Source organism: Leifsonia sp. Y878, from assembly GCF_057669685.1.
Map to the genome: position 1 here is coordinate 297,837 of NZ_JBYHFS010000002.1, position 18,385 is coordinate 316,221.

16 protein-coding genes and 1 tRNA gene are annotated in these 18,385 nt (G+C 63.5%); 12 read left to right on the plus strand and 5 right to left on the minus strand.

What is annotated here, in order from left to right:
- Nucleotides 1-84 precede the first annotated feature (84 nt).
- The 4 genes from AC25Y4_RS07690 to AC25Y4_RS07705 are packed head-to-tail and all read left to right on the plus strand — an operon-like array spanning nt 85 to nt 5,576.
- Nucleotides 85-1,146 (plus strand): aspartate-semialdehyde dehydrogenase, encoded by a 1,062-nt coding sequence (locus tag AC25Y4_RS07690; protein WP_488119807.1) that lies wholly within the window; start codon nt 85-87, stop codon nt 1,144-1,146.
- 9 nt (nt 1,147-1,155) lie between these two features.
- Nucleotides 1,156-3,603 carry an EAL domain-containing protein gene (locus AC25Y4_RS07695; protein ID WP_488119808.1) on the plus strand — a complete coding sequence of 816 codons (2,448 nt, stop codon included), beginning with the start codon at nt 1,156-1,158 and terminating at the stop codon, nt 3,601-3,603.
- Nucleotides 3,600-4,049, plus strand: coding sequence for a DUF1801 domain-containing protein (locus AC25Y4_RS07700; RefSeq protein WP_488119809.1), 450 nt, complete (start codon nt 3,600-3,602; stop codon nt 4,047-4,049). Before AC25Y4_RS07695 ends, AC25Y4_RS07700 begins: the two co-directional genes overlap by 4 nt.
- A gap of 39 nt (nt 4,050-4,088) precedes the next feature.
- A complete protein-coding gene (locus AC25Y4_RS07705; protein ID WP_488120446.1) occupies nt 4,089-5,576 on the plus strand; it encodes a malate:quinone oxidoreductase in 1,488 nt (495 codons plus the stop codon).
- 2 nt (nt 5,577-5,578) lie between these two features.
- On the opposite strand, the gene AC25Y4_RS07710 is transcribed toward AC25Y4_RS07705, so the two are convergent.
- Nucleotides 5,579-6,688 carry an Rv2578c family radical SAM protein gene (locus AC25Y4_RS07710; protein WP_488119810.1) on the minus strand — a complete coding sequence of 370 codons (1,110 nt, stop codon included), beginning with the start codon at nt 6,686-6,688 and terminating at the stop codon, nt 5,579-5,581.
- 130 nt (nt 6,689-6,818) lie between these two features.
- On the opposite strand from AC25Y4_RS07710, the gene AC25Y4_RS07715 reads away from it, so the two are divergent.
- The 6 genes from AC25Y4_RS07715 to AC25Y4_RS07740 all read left to right on the plus strand — a co-directional run bounded on the left by AC25Y4_RS07715 (nt 6,819) and on the right by AC25Y4_RS07740 (nt 13,210).
- Nucleotides 6,819-7,442 carry a thymidine kinase gene (locus tag AC25Y4_RS07715; RefSeq protein WP_488119811.1) on the plus strand — a complete coding sequence of 208 codons (624 nt, stop codon included), beginning with the start codon at nt 6,819-6,821 and terminating at the stop codon, nt 7,440-7,442.
- Nucleotides 7,443-7,578: 136 nt separating this feature from the next.
- Nucleotides 7,579-8,232, plus strand: a complete 654-nt coding sequence (locus AC25Y4_RS07720) for a response regulator (RefSeq protein WP_488119812.1) — start codon at nt 7,579-7,581, stop codon at nt 8,230-8,232.
- Nucleotides 8,233-8,300: 68 nt separating this feature from the next.
- Complete coding sequence (locus tag AC25Y4_RS07725; protein ID WP_488119813.1) at nt 8,301-9,479, plus strand: sensor histidine kinase; 1,179 nt, start codon at nt 8,301-8,303, stop codon at nt 9,477-9,479.
- The gene (locus AC25Y4_RS07730; RefSeq protein ID WP_488119814.1) at nt 9,461-10,555 is read left to right on the plus strand and encodes a hypothetical protein; all 1,095 of its coding nucleotides are present in this window, start codon (nt 9,461-9,463) and stop codon (nt 10,553-10,555) included. Before AC25Y4_RS07725 ends, AC25Y4_RS07730 begins: the two co-directional genes overlap by 19 nt.
- Before the next feature lie 84 nt (nt 10,556-10,639).
- The gene (locus AC25Y4_RS07735; protein ID WP_488119815.1) at nt 10,640-11,953 is read left to right on the plus strand and encodes a UDP-glucose dehydrogenase family protein; all 1,314 of its coding nucleotides are present in this window, start codon (nt 10,640-10,642) and stop codon (nt 11,951-11,953) included.
- A 180-nt stretch (nt 11,954-12,133) separates the two neighbouring features.
- Complete coding sequence (locus AC25Y4_RS07740; protein WP_488119816.1) at nt 12,134-13,210, plus strand: alkene reductase; 1,077 nt, start codon at nt 12,134-12,136, stop codon at nt 13,208-13,210.
- A gap of 19 nt (nt 13,211-13,229) precedes the next feature.
- Here the strand turns inward: AC25Y4_RS07740 and AC25Y4_RS07745 are convergent, their stop codons facing one another.
- The 4 genes from AC25Y4_RS07745 to AC25Y4_RS07760 all read right to left on the minus strand — a co-directional run bounded on the left by AC25Y4_RS07745 (nt 13,230) and on the right by AC25Y4_RS07760 (nt 17,657).
- Nucleotides 13,230-13,739, minus strand: coding sequence for a VanZ family protein (locus AC25Y4_RS07745; RefSeq protein WP_488119817.1), 510 nt, complete (start codon nt 13,737-13,739; stop codon nt 13,230-13,232).
- 167 nt (nt 13,740-13,906) lie between these two features.
- Nucleotides 13,907-13,983: transfer RNA gene (locus AC25Y4_RS07750), tRNA-Pro, on the minus strand.
- Between the two features lie 105 nt (nt 13,984-14,088).
- Nucleotides 14,089-15,072, minus strand: a complete 984-nt coding sequence (locus AC25Y4_RS07755; protein ID WP_488119818.1) for a metallophosphoesterase — start codon at nt 15,070-15,072, stop codon at nt 14,089-14,091.
- Nucleotides 15,069-17,657 (minus strand): transglycosylase domain-containing protein, encoded by a 2,589-nt coding sequence (locus AC25Y4_RS07760; protein WP_488119819.1) that lies wholly within the window; start codon nt 17,655-17,657, stop codon nt 15,069-15,071. Before AC25Y4_RS07760 ends, AC25Y4_RS07755 begins: the two co-directional genes overlap by 4 nt.
- Before the next feature lie 50 nt (nt 17,658-17,707).
- On the opposite strand from AC25Y4_RS07760, the gene sp36 reads away from it, so the two are divergent.
- Complete coding sequence (gene sp36 / locus AC25Y4_RS07765) at nt 17,708-17,875, plus strand: Sp36 family protein (RefSeq protein ID WP_488119820.1); 168 nt, start codon at nt 17,708-17,710, stop codon at nt 17,873-17,875.
- 2 nt (nt 17,876-17,877) lie between these two features.
- Nucleotides 17,878-18,348, plus strand: coding sequence for a RidA family protein (locus AC25Y4_RS07770; RefSeq protein WP_488119821.1), 471 nt, complete (start codon nt 17,878-17,880; stop codon nt 18,346-18,348).
- The last annotated feature ends 37 nt before the right edge of the window (nt 18,349-18,385 follow it).

Genomic DNA, 18,385 nt, shown 5'->3' on the forward strand with positions numbered 1-18,385 from the left:
GCCAAAGTCGGCGCAATACCCCAATTGCGATCCCGAACCGGCAAAATTGCAGGAGTTATGCATAGCGACAGAGTGAGGAACGAAGTGAGCAACTCCGCAGGAATCAACATCGGCGTCGTCGGAGCCACCGGACAGGTCGGTGCCGTCGTGCGTCGCCTGCTTGAGGAGCGCGACTTCCCGGTTGCCAGCATCCGCTACTTTGCGTCGGCCAGGTCTGCCGGAACGACGCTGCCCTGGAAGGGCGAGCAGATCGTGGTTGAAGACGCCATGATCGCCGACCCGACTGGACTCGACGTTGCCATCTTCTCGGCCGGTGCCACCCTGTCGAAGGCGCAGGCTCCGCGCTTTGCCGCAGCCGGAGTGACAGTCATCGACAACTCCTCCGGCTGGCGCATGGACCCCGAGGTTCCGCTCGTCGTCAGCGAGGTGAACCCGGACGCCATCAAGCAGGCGGTCAAGGGCATTATCGCCAACCCGAACTGCACCACCATGGCTGCCATGCCGGTGCTCAAGGTACTGCACGACGAGGCCGGCCTCGAGCGCCTGATCGTGAGCACATATCAGGCTGTCTCCGGCAGTGGCCTCGCCGGTGCCGAAGAACTCGCCACGCAGGTGCGCGTCGCCGCAGAAGACACCAACCTGTTGCAGCTCGTGCACGACGGCAGTGCCGTCACCATGCCAGAGCCCGTCAAGTACGTGCGCCCCATTGCGTTCGACGTGATCCCGCTGGCGGGCAACATTGTCGACGACGGCTCGTTCGAGACAGACGAAGAGCAGAAGCTGCGCAACGAGAGCCGCAAAATCCTTGAGCTCCCCGACCTGCTGGTCAGCGGTACGTGCGTGCGCGTCCCGGTGTTCACGGGCCACTCACTGTCGATCAACGTTGAGTTCGCCAATCCGCTCTCTGTTGCTCGCGCCCAGGAACTCCTTTCCGACGCGGCTGGCGTCGTGCTCACTGACGTGCCAACCCCCCTTGAGGCCGCAGGCCAGGATCCGTCGTTCGTCGGCCGCATCCGGCAAGATCCCGGCGTGCCGAACAACCGCGGTCTCGCATTGTTCATCAGCAATGACAACCTGCGAAAGGGCGCGGCTCTGAATGCCGTGCAGATCGCAGAACTTGTCGCAGCCGACCTGCTCGCGGTCTAGCAGCATCCCATGCCCGTCAATGGGTATTCCCAGGCGCGAGGCGTGAAGCGCGTCGCCTTCAGCATTGTCGCTGGACTGGCCGTGATCATGGTGGCTGCGTCACTCGTCCTGCTGGTCGCGGGGCCATCCTGGCAGTGGCTGGTCGCATTTGTGGGCGCGGTGTGCGCAGCGACGCTGGAGGTTCTGTGGATCAGGGTCGGCAGCGTCAGGCACCGTACCCCGGTGCTCAGCCTGCCGGTGTTGGCGTTCCCCGCTCTGGTGGCGGTTGTACCTGAGCTCATCAGCATTGGTGTCATCGTCATTGGCGTGATGGCGATCATTCTCGTGAGGACGCGTCATGTGTCTGTGGCGCTCTACAGCGCTGGCCTTGCGGGTATCGGAACTGCGATGACCGCCGGCCTCGCCTTCGTGCTTCAGAACCACGGAATGGACGTCTTCTGGGCGATGGCCATCGCGTGTAGCGACTACGTCCTCTTCATCACGATCATCGAGGTGTTGCGTATGCGACTCACGAAGAACACACCGGATCTCGACGGGCGGTCGCTGCTCTCGCCGACCCGTACGGCGTTGGCGTTCATCGGGTGTGCGCTGGCTGGAGGCGTTATCGCATCTCGGAGTGAGTACGGCGTCGTCCTCCTGAACAACGGGGAAGGGGCAACGGCAATCAACACCGTCGTCGTGCTCCTTGCGCTGACGGCGACGGCCGTGGCGATCAAGCTCCCGGTCTCGATGAACATCATGCGCCGTCGTCTCAACGGCTTGATCGCGGGGACGAGCGCCCTCAGTTCCAGCAACAGGCTCACCGCCAGGGCGAACAACATGGTCGGTTTCGCGGCGATCTCCGAAGCTGAGGCATCCGCGCGCCTGGCACGAAAACTATGCAGGGTCGCGGCGGACGCCATCGGCGCCGAACTGGTCGAAGTGCGGGACGAACCTCCGCGATCAGGCGAGATCGGGGTGCCCGTCGTCCTGACCATGGGCAGGCGCCAATACGTCGTTGCGCGCCGCGACGCCATGGATGGCGCATTCACCATCGATGACCGCCATGCTCTCATCGCGCTCGCCCGCACAGCGGACGTCGTGACAGAGGGCAGGCACAACATCGGCGGACTCACGCTGCGCGCACAAACCGACTCGCTGACGACGCTGCCGAACTATGGCGCGTTCCAGGAGGCGCTGGCCAACATCAATGACAACCGCGAATACGCGGAGGCCATTGCCGTCATGTTCATCGACCTCGACAATTTCAAGCGGATGAATGACCAGCACGGCCACCAGGTGGGCGACGAGCTTCTCCGCAACATTGGCGCGCGGCTGACACGAGCAGTGCGGGCCCGTGACGTTGTGGCCAGGGTCGGCGGCGACGAATTCGTCATCACCCTCACCCAGCTGTCATCGTTGGCGGATGCCAGGTTGCTGGCTGAAGAGATCATCGCAGAGGCGTGCGCTCCCCTCACTATCGGAGAGCTGGAAGTCACTCCCGTGCTCAGTGTCGGGCTCGCGTACTCTGCCCACAGGGAGACCGACCTCAAGCAACTCGTGGCTGACGCCGACAATGCGATGCTCGCCATCAAGCGCAATCGCCGTTCAACCCGGCAGGGTGGCACCACGAAGTCAAGCAGCCTGAACATCGCGAACCACCGCTCGTTCGAGGTGAACGACATTGTGGTCAGGGCAATCGAGGAAGACCTGCTTGAGGTCGCATTCCAGCCCATCGTCAATCTGCTCACCGGCCGAATCTGGGCGTTCGAGGCCCTGGTGCGGTACACGCACCCGCAGTTGGGTTCGATCTCGCCGTCGATGTTGATCGAGAAGGCCAAGGCCCTCGGCCGTATGGATGCGCTCACGGTGCAGGTATCAGAGAAGGCGATGGCCGCCGCCGCCCAGTTCAGGGCGATTGATCGCCACATTGCCTGCATGACGATCAATATCGACGCGCCCCAGGTGCTGGCGGGGCGAGTGGGCACCTTCATCGAAGAACTGGCCGAGCGCTACTCCGACATCACCATCTGTCTCGAGCTGAACGAGGGATCGCTGGCGATGGTGTCTGAGCCTGTTCGCGCCCACACCGAATATCTTCGCGATCTCGGCATCATGATCGCAGTGGATGACTACGGATCGCAGGATTCATCCGTTGACTCGCTGGTCCGAATCCCGATGGACATCCTGAAGATCGACAAGAGCCTCATCGACGACCTCGACGACATCCGGCAGCGAGAGGTGCTCACGGCACTGCAGGGGTTCGGCGACAAGCTTGAGTACTCGATGATCGTCGAAGGGGTGGAGAACCAGGCGATGGCCGAACACCTGACGGCGCTCGGCATCCGGAATGCGCAGGGCTTCCACTACGGCGTTCCCCAGAGTCTGAGCCAGACCCTTGAGCGCCTGAACACCCACGGCGGCCTCGCCCTCGTGCCGGCGGGCGCCCTGGGGCTCGCGAGTACGCTGGAGGAATGAAGAAAACGCACGTGCCTGCCGAGGTTGAGCATTACTTTGCCGACCTCACTTCAGACCGTCGTGCGGTCCTGTATCCGGTCATCGAGACGCTGTGGGATGCGATGCCCGCTGGGTACGAACTCGGCATGTACTGGGGAATGCCGGGCTTCGTCGTCCCGCTGGCGCGCTTTCCGAACACGTACAACACACAGCCACTGGCCTACGTCAGCCTCGCTGCCCAGAAGAACTACAACTCCCTGTACCTGATGGGTCTTCACAGCTATCCAGAAGCGGATGCCGCATTCAAAGCTGAGTGGGCCGCAACCGGGCTCACGCTCGACATGGGCAAGAGCTGCCTGCGCTTCAGGACACTGGCCGATCTTGACCTTGACATCATCGCCCGCACCGTGGCATCCGTCTCCGTCGACGACTTCATCGCCCAGTACGAGCGGCAGCGACCGCGCTGACCGCGCGTTCGTGCGGCCGCACAGCTTTGCCTCGATAGACTGAAAAGCGTGAATTCTCAGGCCCCCGTCGACGTCGTCCTCATTGGCGGCGGAATCATGAGTGCCACGCTTGGCACTCTCCTCAAGCAATTGCAGCCAGATTGGACCATTGAGGTCTACGAGCGACTGGGCGCTGTTGCCCAGGAGAGCTCGAACCCATGGAACAACGCAGGTACCGGCCACGCCGCGCTCTGCGAGCTGAACTACATGCCGGAATCGGCGGATGGCACGGTGAGCGCTGACAAGGCTGTCAGCATCAACGAGCAGTTCCAGATCAGCCGTCAGCTGTGGGCGCACCTCGTCTCAATCGGCGCGCTGCCCGAACCGGAGAAGTTCATCAATGCGACGCCGCATATGACCTTCGTGCACGGCAAGGCGAACATCGAGTACCTGAAGAAGCGCGTTGATGTGCTGAAAGACCAGCCGCTGTTCCAGGGCATGGAGTTCAGTGACGACCCGGCGAAGATCGGCGAATGGACGCCGCTCCTCACCAAGAAGCGCAACCCGAAGCAGAAGATCGCAGCCACGCGGATCGAGTCAGGCACCGACGTCGATTTCGGTGCGCTCACTCGCTTTATGTTCGACGACCTGACCAAGCGCGGTGCCGCCCTTCACCTCAACCACCAGGTCACCGGGCTCAAGAAGCAGAGCGACGGCACCTGGCGCGTCAAGCTGATGAACCTCGTCGGCCGCTACAAGAAGACGGTCAACGCCCGGTTCGTGTTCGTCGGTGCAGGGGGCGGCGCGCTCGCCCTGCTCCAGCAGAGCGGAATCCCCGAGATCAAGGGCTTCGGTGGGTTCCCCATCAGTGGTCAGTTCTTGAAAACCAGCAACCCAGACATCGTGGCGAAGCACCAGGCAAAGGTCTACGGCAAGGCGGCCGTTGGCGCCCCGCCCATGTCTGTTCCGCACCTCGACACCCGTGTCGTGAACGGCGAGGCATCGCTGTTGTTCGGTCCGTACGCCGGTTTCACGCCCAAGTTCCTGAAAACCAGCACCTGGTTCGATCTGCCGTTCTCCATTCGCGCCCACAACATCGGTCCGATGCTCGCGGTCGCCAGGCACAATTTCGACCTGATGAAGTATCTCGCCGGAGAACTCGTCGCCACGCGCCAGAAGAAGCTGAAGGCCCTGCAGGAATTCATGCCGACGGCCAAGCTCGCCGACTGGGAACTGATCACGGCCGGCCAGCGTGTGCAGGTCATGAAGAAGGATGCCAAGCAGGGGGGCGTGCTGCAGTTCGGCACCGAGGTCATCACGGCGTCCGACGGAAGCATTGCCGGTCTGCTTGGGGCATCGCCGGGAGCATCAACAGCCGCCCCGATCATGGTCGACCTGCTCAAGCGGTGCTTCCCTGAGGAGTACGTCGAGTGGGAGCTGCAGCTGAAGGAGATGGTGCCGAGCCTCGGTACGACGCTGTCCCGCAATCCGGAGGCGGCAGCGGCGTCGCTGGCCGCAACCGCAGCAGCGCTGCACCTGCCCGCATAATCTCAGAACAGCGTCGGCGATAGCTCTGGGGGCAACTCCTCCGCAATGAGCGACACTGAGTTCGGCGACATCGAGTTCAGCAACGCTGCGCGACGCTCACCGTTGGCGTCTCGCATCCCGCCGAGCGCTGACGACCGAACGTCAGGCATCCGCTGCTCGTGCCTGCGCTCAAGCCCGTTGGCGCGAATGAGCGGCTTGATGCGTGCGGCCAGCCAGGTGCGGTAGTCCTTGGGGGCGTACGCTCCCGTGCGGTACAGCTCCTGATAGCGGGTGACCAGTTCAGGGTGCTCGCGCGCCAGCCAGCTCATGTACCAGTCCTTGACGCCGCTCCGCAGGTGCAGCGCGGTGTAGACCACCGATGTTGCTCCCGCGGCCTTCGCCTGGCGCAGGGCGTCGTCGAGATGCGCCTTGGTGTCGGTGAGGAACGGCAGGATCGGCATGAGGAACACCGAGCACTCGAGCCCTCGCTCCCTGACGGCGGTCACCGTCGCAAGCCTGGCCTTGGTCGTTGGCGTGCCTGGCTCTACCGACTGCTGCAGCTCGTCGTCGTAGATGGCGATCGACATGGCGAGATCCACCGGAACATGCTCTGCGGCCTCAGCGATCAGGTCGAGGTCGCGGCGGAGCAATGTGCCCTTGGTCAGGATGCTGAATGGCGTCCCCGAGTGGGCAAGGGCCGCGATGATGCCCGGCATGAGCCGGTAGCGGCCCTCTGCGCGCTGGTACGGATCCGTGTTGGTGCCGAGAGCCACGCCCTGTCTGCCCCACGACTGCTTGGCCAGCTCGGTGCGGAGCACCTCAGCGACGTTGACCTTGACGATGATCTCGTTGTCGAAGTCGGCCCCTGAGTCCAGATCAAGGTACGTGTGTGTTGGACGCGCGAAACAGTATGTGCAGGCGTGCGAACAGCCGCGATATGGATTGATCGTCCAGCCGAAGGGCATGGCGCTCTGCCCTGGCACCCGATTGAGCGCAGACTTCGCGAGCACCTCGTGAAAAGTGATGCCGGCAAACTCCGGCGTCTGAACGCTGCGCACCAGGTTGTTGAGCCTGGCAAGACCCGGCAGGGTGCCCGCCTGCTCTGTCTGTAGTTCCTGGCTGCTCCATCTCATTGTCCAATTCGAACACATCTTCGAATCTTAAGCAAGGTGAGCTCAAGGGGGATCGAGTAATGTAAAACGGGCTGCCTGGCACCGGCGGCGCGCGCGAGCACCCACAACCCAGAACGGACAGCATTCGCAAATGGCGAAACTCTATTTCCGATACGGAGCGATGAACAGCGGGAAGAGCACTTCCATGCTGCAGGCCGCATATAACTACGAAGAACGTGGTCATCGCGTGCTGCTCGCAAAGCCGTCGATCGACACCAGGGGTGATACCCATATCGTGTCTCGCCTCGGAGTGACTCGCGACGTCGATTTCCTCATGTCGCCGACCGCCAACGTCTACGCCCTGTTTCAGACTCACCGCCAGGGTGTGCTCGCGACCACGGGGCTCGACGTCAGCGCATTGCTCGTCGACGAGGCCCAGTTCTTTACAGAGCAACAGGTCGACGACCTGCTGCGAATCGCAATCCTGGAGAATGTTCCGGTGCTTGCCTACGGCATCCGCACCGATTTCCAGACTGTCGCATTCCCTGGCAGCCGCCGTCTCCTGGAGATCGCGCACAGCCTCGAAGAGCTGAAGACGATCTGCCGCTGCGGGCGTAAGGCTGTGTTCAACGGCCGGAAGATCAACGAACGATTCGTTTTCGACGGCAACCAGGTTGCGATCGACGGCGACATGGTCACGTACGAATCGCTCTGTGGAGCCTGTTATCTCGAAGAGAGCGGCGGCATCCTGAACGATCGCCGCCGGGCGTCGTAGGGCCGACACGTCGTCTCCTGCCCAGACATTCTCCGTCTCCCGCTGTGAGCTGGTGGCCATCGTGCCCTAGGTTGAGTGCAACGGAGTGTCGCATCCGTGGCATGTGGGTGTCACGACGCGCAGGAGGGAAGACCTGATGGCCAGTTTCCGTGTGGCTCTGATCGACGACCACGAGATAGTGGTGAGAGGTTTCGCGGATCTGTTTTCGACCATCCCCGACATCGTCGTGGTGGCGACAACGGACAGTGTGACGAACCTGCTTGAGTCCAGGGCTGCCATGGAAGGCGTTGACCTCGTCATCCTTGATCTTCGTCTGTCCGACGGGTCGATGGTGTCCGACAACGTAGAGCGACTCCGCGCGAGCGGTGCCCAGGTGCTGGCGTTCACGGGCGGAGACGACGCGAACCTGATGCGTGCTGCTGCGCGGGGCGGGGTACTGGGCGTCGTGCGCAAATCTGAGCCGACAGCCGTGCTGCTTGACGCCGTGGCCAGGGCGGCATCGGGGGAGCCCATCCTGTCCACGGAGTGGGCCGCAGCCCTGGACGGAGATCCCGACCTGGCGGATGCCGCATTGAGCCCCCGAGAGCGGGAAGTCCTGTCGCTGTACGCGGCGGGGGCGAAAGCTCCGCTGGTTGCCAGCCGCACCGGGCTGTCAGAGCTGACCGTTGTTGACTACATTCGTCGCGTCCGGTCAAAGTACGAGCGGGTCGGTCGGCCGGCGAGTACCAAGATCGACCTGTATAAGCGAGCGCTGGAGGACGGCATCCTGCCCATGCCTGGCCAGCGGTGACCGGCCCGGCTGCGGCCGCTTCATATCGTCGACCGCGTCGATCTGGCCGCCAGCGTCGAGCCCGGCGGGTGACGGGAACAGCAACAGAGCGGATGACGCGCACGCTATACGCCGCGATCGGCTTGATCGCCCTGGTGTTCGGCGGTCTCTCCGTGACATCGGTCTTCGCGCAGTTCAGCGTGTACCCGGCTGCGACGGCGATCGCCGTGTGGTTGCTGGTACTCGGTATTCCTCTCGCCCTTGGCGTGATGTCACAGTGGGCGCCGATTTCCGTGATGCGGACACTGGCCATGGTGAGCGCCAGCACCTTCTTCTTCGCCGTTGTTGCCGCGTTCGCGTTTCCGGGCGGGCGGTTTCCGGCCGATGCCGACGTGCCGTGGATCATCACGTTCACGGGGCTGCCGGCGCTCTGCGTTGTGGCCGTCACCCGCGATACACGGATCATCTGGGGCTACGCCGGCATCATGTGCGCACTCGGTGGGGTGATCAGGGGGCGAGCGTCGGCGCAGCCGAATGCTGCGCTCACCGGTTTCGAGGATGCTCTCTATTCGCTGCTCCTGGTCTCCGTCGTCGTTGGACTCGCGCTGTCGACCAAGCTTGCGGCTGCACGGCTCGACGCCGCGGTTGTTGCCGCGCGCCGTGATTATGCGGAACGAGCTGCCAGGGTGTCGCGCAAACAGGAACGCCTGAATATCGATGCCATCGTGCACGACAGCGTCATCTCCACCCTGCTGCTCGCGGGGCGCAGTGCCGTGCCGAGCGATGTGCTGTCGAGGCATGCCTCCTCAACGCTCGCCCAGCTCGACGCGCTCGGTGTGCCGCACCTTGACCGGACAGTGCGCGGGGATGACTTCGTTGCTCGGCTGGTGACAGCGGTGAAAGACCTCGACGAGGAGAGTGTCCTCCGCCACGACATCGTCGATTCGAGCGTGATTCCCTCCGCGGCTGCCACCGCGATGCTCGGCGCGGTCAGTGAGGCCATCCGTAATTCGCTCGCCAGCGCCCAGGGAACGCTGAGCCGTCCGGTACGGCGCACGATCGTGGCACAGATGTCCGGTTCAGGGCTGCGCATCACGGTCAGCGACGACGGTGTCGGTTTCGACCTGTCGGCAGTTCCGGCTGAGCGTCTCGGAATCGCCCAGAGCATTATTGGTCGCATGCAGCGCGTGAACGGGGGAGCTGCTCTGGTGCGCACGCAACCGGGACAGGGCACTGAGGTGGAGGTCTCATGGTCGGCAGCAAGCTGAGATCAGCAGGCCAGAAGGCCGCGCCTCACGCCGAGGGACCAGCTGCCAGCGCCGAGGCATCCGCTGGTACTGAGCCCAGCTCGACCTTTGAGATGCTGGGCATCTCGCTGCCGACGGCGCGAGTGATCCTGGTCTTCTTCATCGCGGTGCACGCGGTACTGGCGTTTACCGACGACGATCCGCGCGCTGGGCTGGTGCTGGAAATCCCCGCCTTCATTGCGGCGGCCCTGGCTGCATATGGGCTGATGGGAGATGTGGGCATCCGGATGCCCGTGAAACGTGCGTGGGTCATCCTGGCACTCTGCGCCGTCACGATGCTGCTCAGGTTCTTCCAGCTGCCGACCAGCACCAGCAATCCGTTTTCGCAGTGGCATCTCGGTGCTATCACCATGGTGCTCCTCGTGATGGCGCTCCGCGGTCGTGGGGGGTTGGCATGGTTCGGGTACGCCGCCATGGCTGCGATCACGATCTATTGGGCCTCCGTGAACGATCTGGGCGTCTCTGTCGGCGTCAATCTCGTGATTCGACATGCGGGAACACTGCTGGCCGGAACGCTGGTCGCGGTGAGCGTCCAGCGCACTGCACGCACGTTGGCAGCGCTGAATATCGCACGTTTTCGCCGAGCGGAAGTGGAGGCCACCCAGACTGCCGCCATCATGGAGCGCAAGGCCCAGCTGGATCGAATCAACGCGCTGGCGCGTCCGGCCCTTGAACGGCTCGCCAACCAGCATGAGCCCGGCGATGCAGAGCGGGCGGACTGCCTGCTGGTCGAGGCCGGATTGCGCGACGCGATGAGGGCTCGTTCGCTCTGCCGTGAGCCGCTGACCGACGCAGCGCGACGGGCGCGAGCGCGAGGCATCGAAGTCATCCTGCTCGACGATGGCGGGGACCATCCATCATTCGACGTCGACTCTCTCGCACAAATGGTGGCAGCCGAGCTGGACAGGCTGCGCTCTGGTCGGTTGACGGCCAGGGTCTTGCCTGCAGGGCGCGCGGAAGCTGCGACCCTGGTCATCGAGGCCGACGAACACACGATGATCTCTGTGCTTCGAAACGGCACAGTGCTCACCCGCTGAACCAACGGCGGGATAGCGCGCCACTATGGCCTCGCCGCAGACGCAGATACCCGCCCGATACACTTCAAGGGTGAGGTGCATCGAGTGAAGCTGTCGGTTATTGGTTGTGGTTATTTGGGCGCGGTGCACGCTGCGGCGATGGCCGAGTTGGGGCACGACGTCGTCGGCGTCGATGTCGACGCGCACAAGATCGCACAGCTCTCCGCGGGACAAGCTCCGTTCTTCGAGCCTGGCCTGCCAGAGGTTCTTGCCTCAGCATTGAGCACTGGCCGCTTGCGTTTCAGCACCGACATCGCGGCTGTTGCCGATGCCCAGGTGCACTTCGTCGCCGTCGGAACTCCGCAGAAGGCCGGCAGCTACGCCGCCGACCTCACCTATGTCGACGCCGCAGTGACAGCGTTGATCCCTCACCTCGCTGTGGGGTCACTGGTTGTGGGGAAGAGCACTGTACCGGTCGGAACCGCCGCCCGCCTTGCCGAGTTGGTTGAGGCATCCGGTCGTGGCGCGTCACTGGCCTGGAACCCGGAGTTCTTGCGCGAAGGATTCGCCGTGCAGGACACGCTCACCCCTGATCGCCTGGTCTATGGCGTTCCATCCGGCGAGACCGGCGACCACGCGACTGCCCTCCTGAATGAGGTCTACGCGTCGGCCATCGCGGCCGAGACGCCGTTGGTCATCACCGACTACGCCACCGCGGAGCTCGTCAAGGTGTCGGCGAACGCCTTCCTCGCCACCAAGATCAGCTTCATCAACGCCATGGCGGAAATCGCCGAGGCGACCGGAGCCGACGTCACTCAGCTCGCGGATGCCATCGGCTACGACGACCGGATCGGCCGCAAGTTCCTGGGCGCCGGCGTCGGGTTTGGCGGCGGATGCCTCCCCAAGGACATTCGGGCATTCACGGCGCGCGCTGAGGAACTGGGCAGGGGGGACTCCGTCGCGTTCCTCAGGGAAGTCGACAACATCAATCTGCGCAGGCGACAGCGCGTCGTCGAACTCACGGTGTCTGCCCTTGGCGACCACCTGCACACGTCCAAGGTGGCGGTACTCGGCCTCAGCTTCAAGCCGCACTCCGATGACGTGCGTGACTCGCCGGCGCTCGATGTTGCCGTGCAGCTGCACGGCCTCGGCGTTGACGTAGTGGCGACCGACCCTGAAGCCATTGAGAATGCCCGCGCCAGGCATCCGCAACTCGGCTACACGGCGTCACTCGACGACGCGCTGCGCGACGCAGACGTTGTCGTACTGGTGACGGAATGGCCCGAGTATCGGGCGCTTGACCCGGTGTGGGTCGCGTCACTCGTGCGCACCCCTGTCGTGGTCGATGGCCGCAACTCATATGACCCAGCGGCCTGGCGCGCCGCCGGCTGGTCGTACTACGGCCTCGGGCGCCCGTAGCGGGTACTCAAGACTGCGCCACGCGGGTTACGTGCCTGCTGAGGAATGCGGTGGCGCTTCATCGGGTTGGATAAAAGGTGCGCGGAAGTCTCGCACGCGGAGTCGATGGCGGCCGTGACCTCCGCTGTCGCCATCCAGCGGCCTGCACGCCACTTCTGAAATGCGAAAGGCCTCACTCTCGTGAACCTGTATTCTCCCGTCGCCTTCGGCGACATTGAACTGTCCAACCGCCTGGTCATGGCGCCGCTGACTCGCCTGCGGGCCAGCGCCGACGGCGTACCGACCGACCTGATGGTTGAGCACTACGCACAGCGCGCCTCACTGGGGCTCATCGTGACGGAGGGTGTGTACCCGAGTCCTGAATCGAGGGCGTATTCGGGCCAGCCTGGTATCCACACCGAGGAGCAGATCGCTGGGTGGGCGCGCGTCGCGGATGCCGTTCACGCGGCCGGCGGAAAGATCGTGATGCAGGTGATGCACTCAGGTCGGGTCTCACACACATCCATCACGGGCACCAGCCGAATCGTCGCACCGAGTGCGATCGCCATTGTGGGCGAGCTCCACACCCCGAATGGCAAGGAGGCATACCCCGTTCCCCACGCGCTGAGCACAGAGGAACTGCCAGCGGTGCAGGCCGAGATCGTCGAGGCGGCAGTGAACGCTATGCGGGCCGGGCTCGATGGTGTGCAGCTTCACTTCGCCAATGGCTACCTTCTGCACGAGTTCCTTTCCCCTGCGGCGAACATTCGCGACGACAACTATGGGGGCAGCCCCGAGAATCGTGCCCGGTTCGGCATTGAGGTGGCGACTGCCGTCGTAGCGGCGCTGGGTTCTGGTGTTGTGGGGGTGCGCATCTCTCCTGAGCACAACATCCAGGACATTGCTGAAACGGATGCCGCCGACGTGGCCGCCACGTATGGCGCGCTTGTCGATGGTCTTGCCCCGCTGAACCTCGCGTTCCTCGACGTCCTGCACGCAGAACCGGCTGGCAGCCTCGTGCAGGATCTGCGTCGTCGCTTTGCCGGACCGATTGTCGTCAACACCGGTTTCGCCTCACCGACGACGCGCCTGGAGGCCGAGGCCGTGCTCGAGGCCGGGCATGCTGACGCCGTGGCCGTTGGGCGCGCTGCTATCGCCAACCCCGACCTGTTGGAGCGCTGGATGGGTGAGCACCCCGAGAACGAGCCAGACTACTCAACCTTCTACGGCCCCAGTGCGGTCGGATACACCGACTACCCGCGTCTGGTCCTCGCCTAGCCCTGGCTCTGGCCCTGATCTAACCGCTCGTCGCTCGAGTGGCAGCCGATCGTCTGGCTGACACTCGAGCGACGCCGTAGACCAGCAGCAGGCCGATGGTGACTCCGAGCGCGGTCCCTGTGGTGTTCGCGAGGACATCTCGAACAGAGGCCGACCTGTCTGGGAGGAAGAGCAGCTGCGTGAGTTCTATGGCCGCGCTCAGCACGCCGCCACACGCGATGGCCAGCCACCACCGTCGTGCGCCGAGAAGCACAACAATGCACACGCCGAGTGGGACGAACAGCAGCACGTTTGCTGCGAACTCGATCGCGCCGTACCGCAGCCACTCAGGGGCACCGTGGCTGCGCCACAGCACGAGCCTGTCCGCGAGCAGGTCGTGCACAGAGCCGTCGACGGATGTCGCCCAGAAGGCGATCAGCGCCAGCAGCACCACGTAGACGGCGGTGCTCCACAGCGTGACCCGGCGGAGGATCCGCAGCTCGGTGGGTTGTGTGGCAGTGAACAATGTGTCGGGTCGTTCGTCGGTCACAGTGCCATCCGATGGTTTCGCGTGCGTGCTGCGAGTCTCGCAGTGCGACAAGACTAGGTCAGCGGACAGCGCGGCAAAAGATGGTGACGGAGATTGGCGACCGTGATCGGCGACCAGAATTGTTAACCGAAAAAGGTTCCCACTCCGAAGAGTGGGAACCTTTTATCTGGTCGGGGTAACAGGATTTGAACCTGCGACCTCGTCGTCCCGAACGACGCGCGCTACCAAGCTGCGCCATACCCCGATGGCTGTTGGGCCTCAATAAGTATAGACGCTTCCGAGGGGTGCTCGTGACCCTTTCGGCGCCCGTACTGATTTCCCCAGAGTATTCCCGCCTATTGGTGCACGCCTACGCGGCAATGAGGGTGAGCAACGTTGCTTCTGGTGGGCAGGCGAACCGCACGGGAGCATAGATGGATGTGCCAAGTCCTGCAGAGACGTTGAGGAACGCAGACCGGAGTCCCGCGTGCCACAGGCTCAAGCCACTGACCTGGTCGCGTGGGATGTCGCAGTTGGTGACCAGGGCGCCGAAGGCGGGAACGCACACCTGTCCACCGTGCGTGTGGCCGGCGAGGATGAGTTCTGCCCCGTGGTTGACGAAGGAGTTCAGCACCCGCTGGTACGGCGCGTGGGCCACTCCAAGAGTCAGGGTTGAGCGAGGTTCGGCTGACTGTTCGGGGTCTGGCCAGGTCTCGTCGGAGAGCGGATCGTTTGCTCGCAGGTCATCGATGGCTGCGGTGATGAGTTCCAGCCTGTCGCGGCCGATATGCGGGTCGTCGACGCCGAACATCTCCAGGTGGGTGCCGTTGACATCGAGCGCCGCTGCCGCGTTGTTGAGGTCGAGCCAGCCGAGGTCTGCAAAGACCTGGAGCAGGGCGTCGGTATCCAACCGGGGTGCCGACGGGGTGGGGCGATGTGATGGACCGGTGAAGTACCTGAAGGGGTTCTTCATCGTCGGGCCGTAGTAGTCGTTCGAGCCGTTCACGAAGACGCCAGGGATGCCGCTGAACCGTTCAAAGGCGTACGCGATCCCTGAGACCCCGTCCTCGTGTCCCAGATTGTCTCCGGTGTCGACGATGAGGTCTGGTTCCAGATCGGCGAGTGAGCGCACCCACTCCTGCTTGGCCGTCTGCCACGGTGCCATGTGCAGGTCAGACAGGTGCAGGATGCGGATGGGGGCAGCCCCCTGCGGCAGCACAGGAACCGTCACCTCTCGCAGCGTGAATCGATTTCGTTCCACGAGTGATCCCCACGCCAGGGCGGCGAGTCCTACGGCACCGAGAGCGGTGGCAACGGTGCCTAGGCCCCTGCTGCCACCCCGTACGGACGTCATCCGTTGCCGTTCCCGTTGTTGCCATTTCCGGGGGCGCCGTTGCCGCCGCCGCCTTCTGCGAACTTACCGAAGACGAGGGCGATCTTGCTGCCGGACTTGACCGCGCTTCCCGCGCCGGGCTCCATGAAGATGACCTTGCCGTCCTGCGACCTGTCGGTCACATTCTGCTCGCTCTTGTCGATCGAGTATCCGCCGAGCGCTGACTTGGCTCCGTTCTCGTCCATCCCAACAACGTTGGGCAGCAACTTAAGTGAACCGTTGCTGGAGTGGACGGTGATAGTCGATCCCCTGCTCGCGTTCGTTCCGCCGGCTGGGTCAGTCCCTGCGACAGTTCCGACCGGCATCTCTGAGTCGGTGACGCCGCCGTCGACGAAGCTGAATCCGGCAGACTCAAGCGTGGACTGGGCTTCAGACATCGACTTGCCGCGGAGATCGGGAACGGGAACCTGAACGGCCTGGATCACGCTGGACGATGCCTCAGCGAAATCGTCTCCGCCGTATTTCGCGTTCGCGACCGACATCACGTCTGGCCACATGCGGTGACGTGCCGTTGCGGCCGAACCGCTGTCGAATGACACATTGCGCTGGTTGATGTCGCCGGTGACGCTGACGACGCCGACGACGGTGGCGACCTTGGAGCTGGCTCCGGTCATCCACGTGTCCTTGTTGCCATCCGTGGTACCGGTCTTGCCGATCATGGGAACGCGGGGAGAAGTTCTGCTGTACGACGAGGTCGCCGTACCGGACGTCATGACCTTTTGCATGGCATAGGTCATGCCGGCCGCGACCGACGGGTCGACGGACTGCACACACGTGGACTTCGGGATCGCGATTTCGGTGTCATCAGGGCCGATGATCTTGTCGATCGCGACGGGTGAGCAGGTGTTGCCGTTGTTCGCGATGCCGGCGAATGCGGCCGCCATCGTCAGCGGTGCGATCTCGTTGGTGCCGAGCACGGAGCTGACTCCCTGTTGGAGGTCGTCTCCGTCTGCCCGGTGCACGCCGAACGCTTCAGCTGTCTTGCGGATGCCGCACAGGTCAAGCTTCTTGGCCATGCCGATGAAGCCGGTGTTGATGGAGCCCACCGTCGACTCGAGGGCGCTGTAGTTGGATCCGCTCTCGTTGGAGTCGTTCTTCGGGTTGTAGCCGGGGAATGACTGGTTGCCGAGGCAGCTGTCCTTGAAGGTTCCCCAGTCTGACTTGCGCTTGGAGTCGACTCGCTCGTTCAACGAGTGGCCTTCCTTCAGCCAGTCAGCGAGCGTGAATACCTTGTAGGTTGATCCGGGCTGGAATCCGCTCGATCCACCCTGGTCAATGTCGGTGTTGTAGTTGATGCTGGTGTACTGCGGGCCGCTCTCGAGCACGGCCGGGTCCTGGCTGTACTCCTTGTTCTGGGCCATGGCCAGTACGCGCCCGGTGCCGACCTCGACGCTGGAGATCACGCTTCCGACATCCCAGTCCTCGTAGGTCTGCGGCACGTTCTCGCGCATGGTGTTCTCGGCCGCGACCTGGAGCTCGAGGTCGAGTGACGTGTACACGTCGTATCCGCCGCGCTTGAAGTTGGCGAACCTGGTGTCTTCGTCTTCACCGAATGTGGGGTCGGTCTTCAGAATCGAGGTGACGTAGTCACAGAAGTAGGCGCTGCCGCCGGCGGTCTGGCATCCGGTGCTCGGCTCTGTGATGACAGGCTCGATCGGCGTTGCAATGGCAGCGTCGTAGTCGGCCTTGGCGATGGTGCCGTACTTCAGCATCTCGCCGAGAATATAGTCGCGACGGTCCTTGTTGGCTGCATAGCCGTTGGCCGCGCCGTTCGTCTCGCTCTCCGGGTTGTCGAGCTGGAACTTGACCGGGTTGTTCACGATTGCGACGAGGCTGGCGGCCTGGGGCAGCGTCAGGTTCGCGGCAGTCGTGTTGTAGTAGTAGTTCGCGGCCGATTCGATGCCATAGACACTGCCGCCGAAGCCGGCAATGTTCAGGTAGCCGCGCAGGATGTCGTCTTTGGAGTACTTCTTCTCAACGCCGATAGCCCAGCGCATTTCCTTGAGCTTGCGGTCGGCGCTCGTTCTGGTGGCGTCGTCGTAGCAATCGTCGCGTGCGACCTCGTCGGTCAGCAACTCGCACTTCTGCACCAGGACGTTCTTCACGTACTGCTGGGTGATCGACGATCCACCACGCGCGGAGCCGCTGGTGAGAGTGCTCACAGCTCCCTTGACGGTTCCTTCGAGGTCGACACCGCCGTGCTCGAAGAAGCGCGGGTCCTCACCGGACACCGCTGCGTCCTTCACGAACTGGCTGATCTGGTCAGAGGCGACCTCAACCCGGTTCTGGTCGTAGAAGGAGGCCAGCAGTACTGGCGCACCCTCGGAGTTCATCGCGTAGATGTTGCTCTTCTGGGAGAGCTGGTCAACAGCGAGGTACTCAGGCAGGTTCTCGAAGATACCGATGGTGTTGCTCGCGGCCATACCGCTCACGGCCAACGCAGGGGTTACGGCGGCTGTTACGAGGACACCGGCAACGGCGCTCATCCCGATCAAGCCAAGGAAACCTCCGAGGGTTCCTCTCGCCGTTCGTTTTTTGGCAGACATACAATTGAGCGTAAGGGACAAAGCTGAAAAACCACCTGAATCGGAGCCACATGCCTGCCTGGGAATACCTCACGACCCCGCTGATGATCCATAATACCGCGGCTATCCTGAACAACTGGGGGGCTGACGGCTGGGAGCTCGTGCAGGTTGTCACGGGCCCGGAGGGTGGCCTTGTCGCCTACCTCAAGCGCCCGATCAACCCGACCGAAGGAGCCTAGTCATGTCGCTCATCGAAGCACGCCTCGCCGAACTCGGTATCGAGTTGCCCACGGTCGTCCCACCCGTTGCGGTGTACGTGCCCGCAGTGGTATCCGGCTCTCTCGTCTACACCTCTGGCCAGCTCCCGATGGTGGCCGGGGCCTTGCCTGCAACAGGCAAGGTCGGCGACGGGCACGGCCTGGTGCCGGCTGAGGATGCGAAGGACTATGCCCGCATCTCTGCGCTGAACGCACTCGCGGCCATCAAGTCCGTCATTGGATCGCTCGACCGCATCACGCAGGTCGTCAAGGTCGTTGGATTCGTCGCGAGCGATCCCTCGTTCACCGGCCAGCCCGGCGTGATCAACGGTGCGTCCGAAGTCCTCGGCGAGATCTTCGGCGACATCGGCATCCACGCGCGTTCCGCTGTGGGCGTCGCCGTGCTTCCCCTTGACTCGCCGGTCGAGGTCGAACTGATCGTGTCATTCGCGTAGTCATCCGTTTGCCGAGAATGGGCTGGACTGCCGTTCT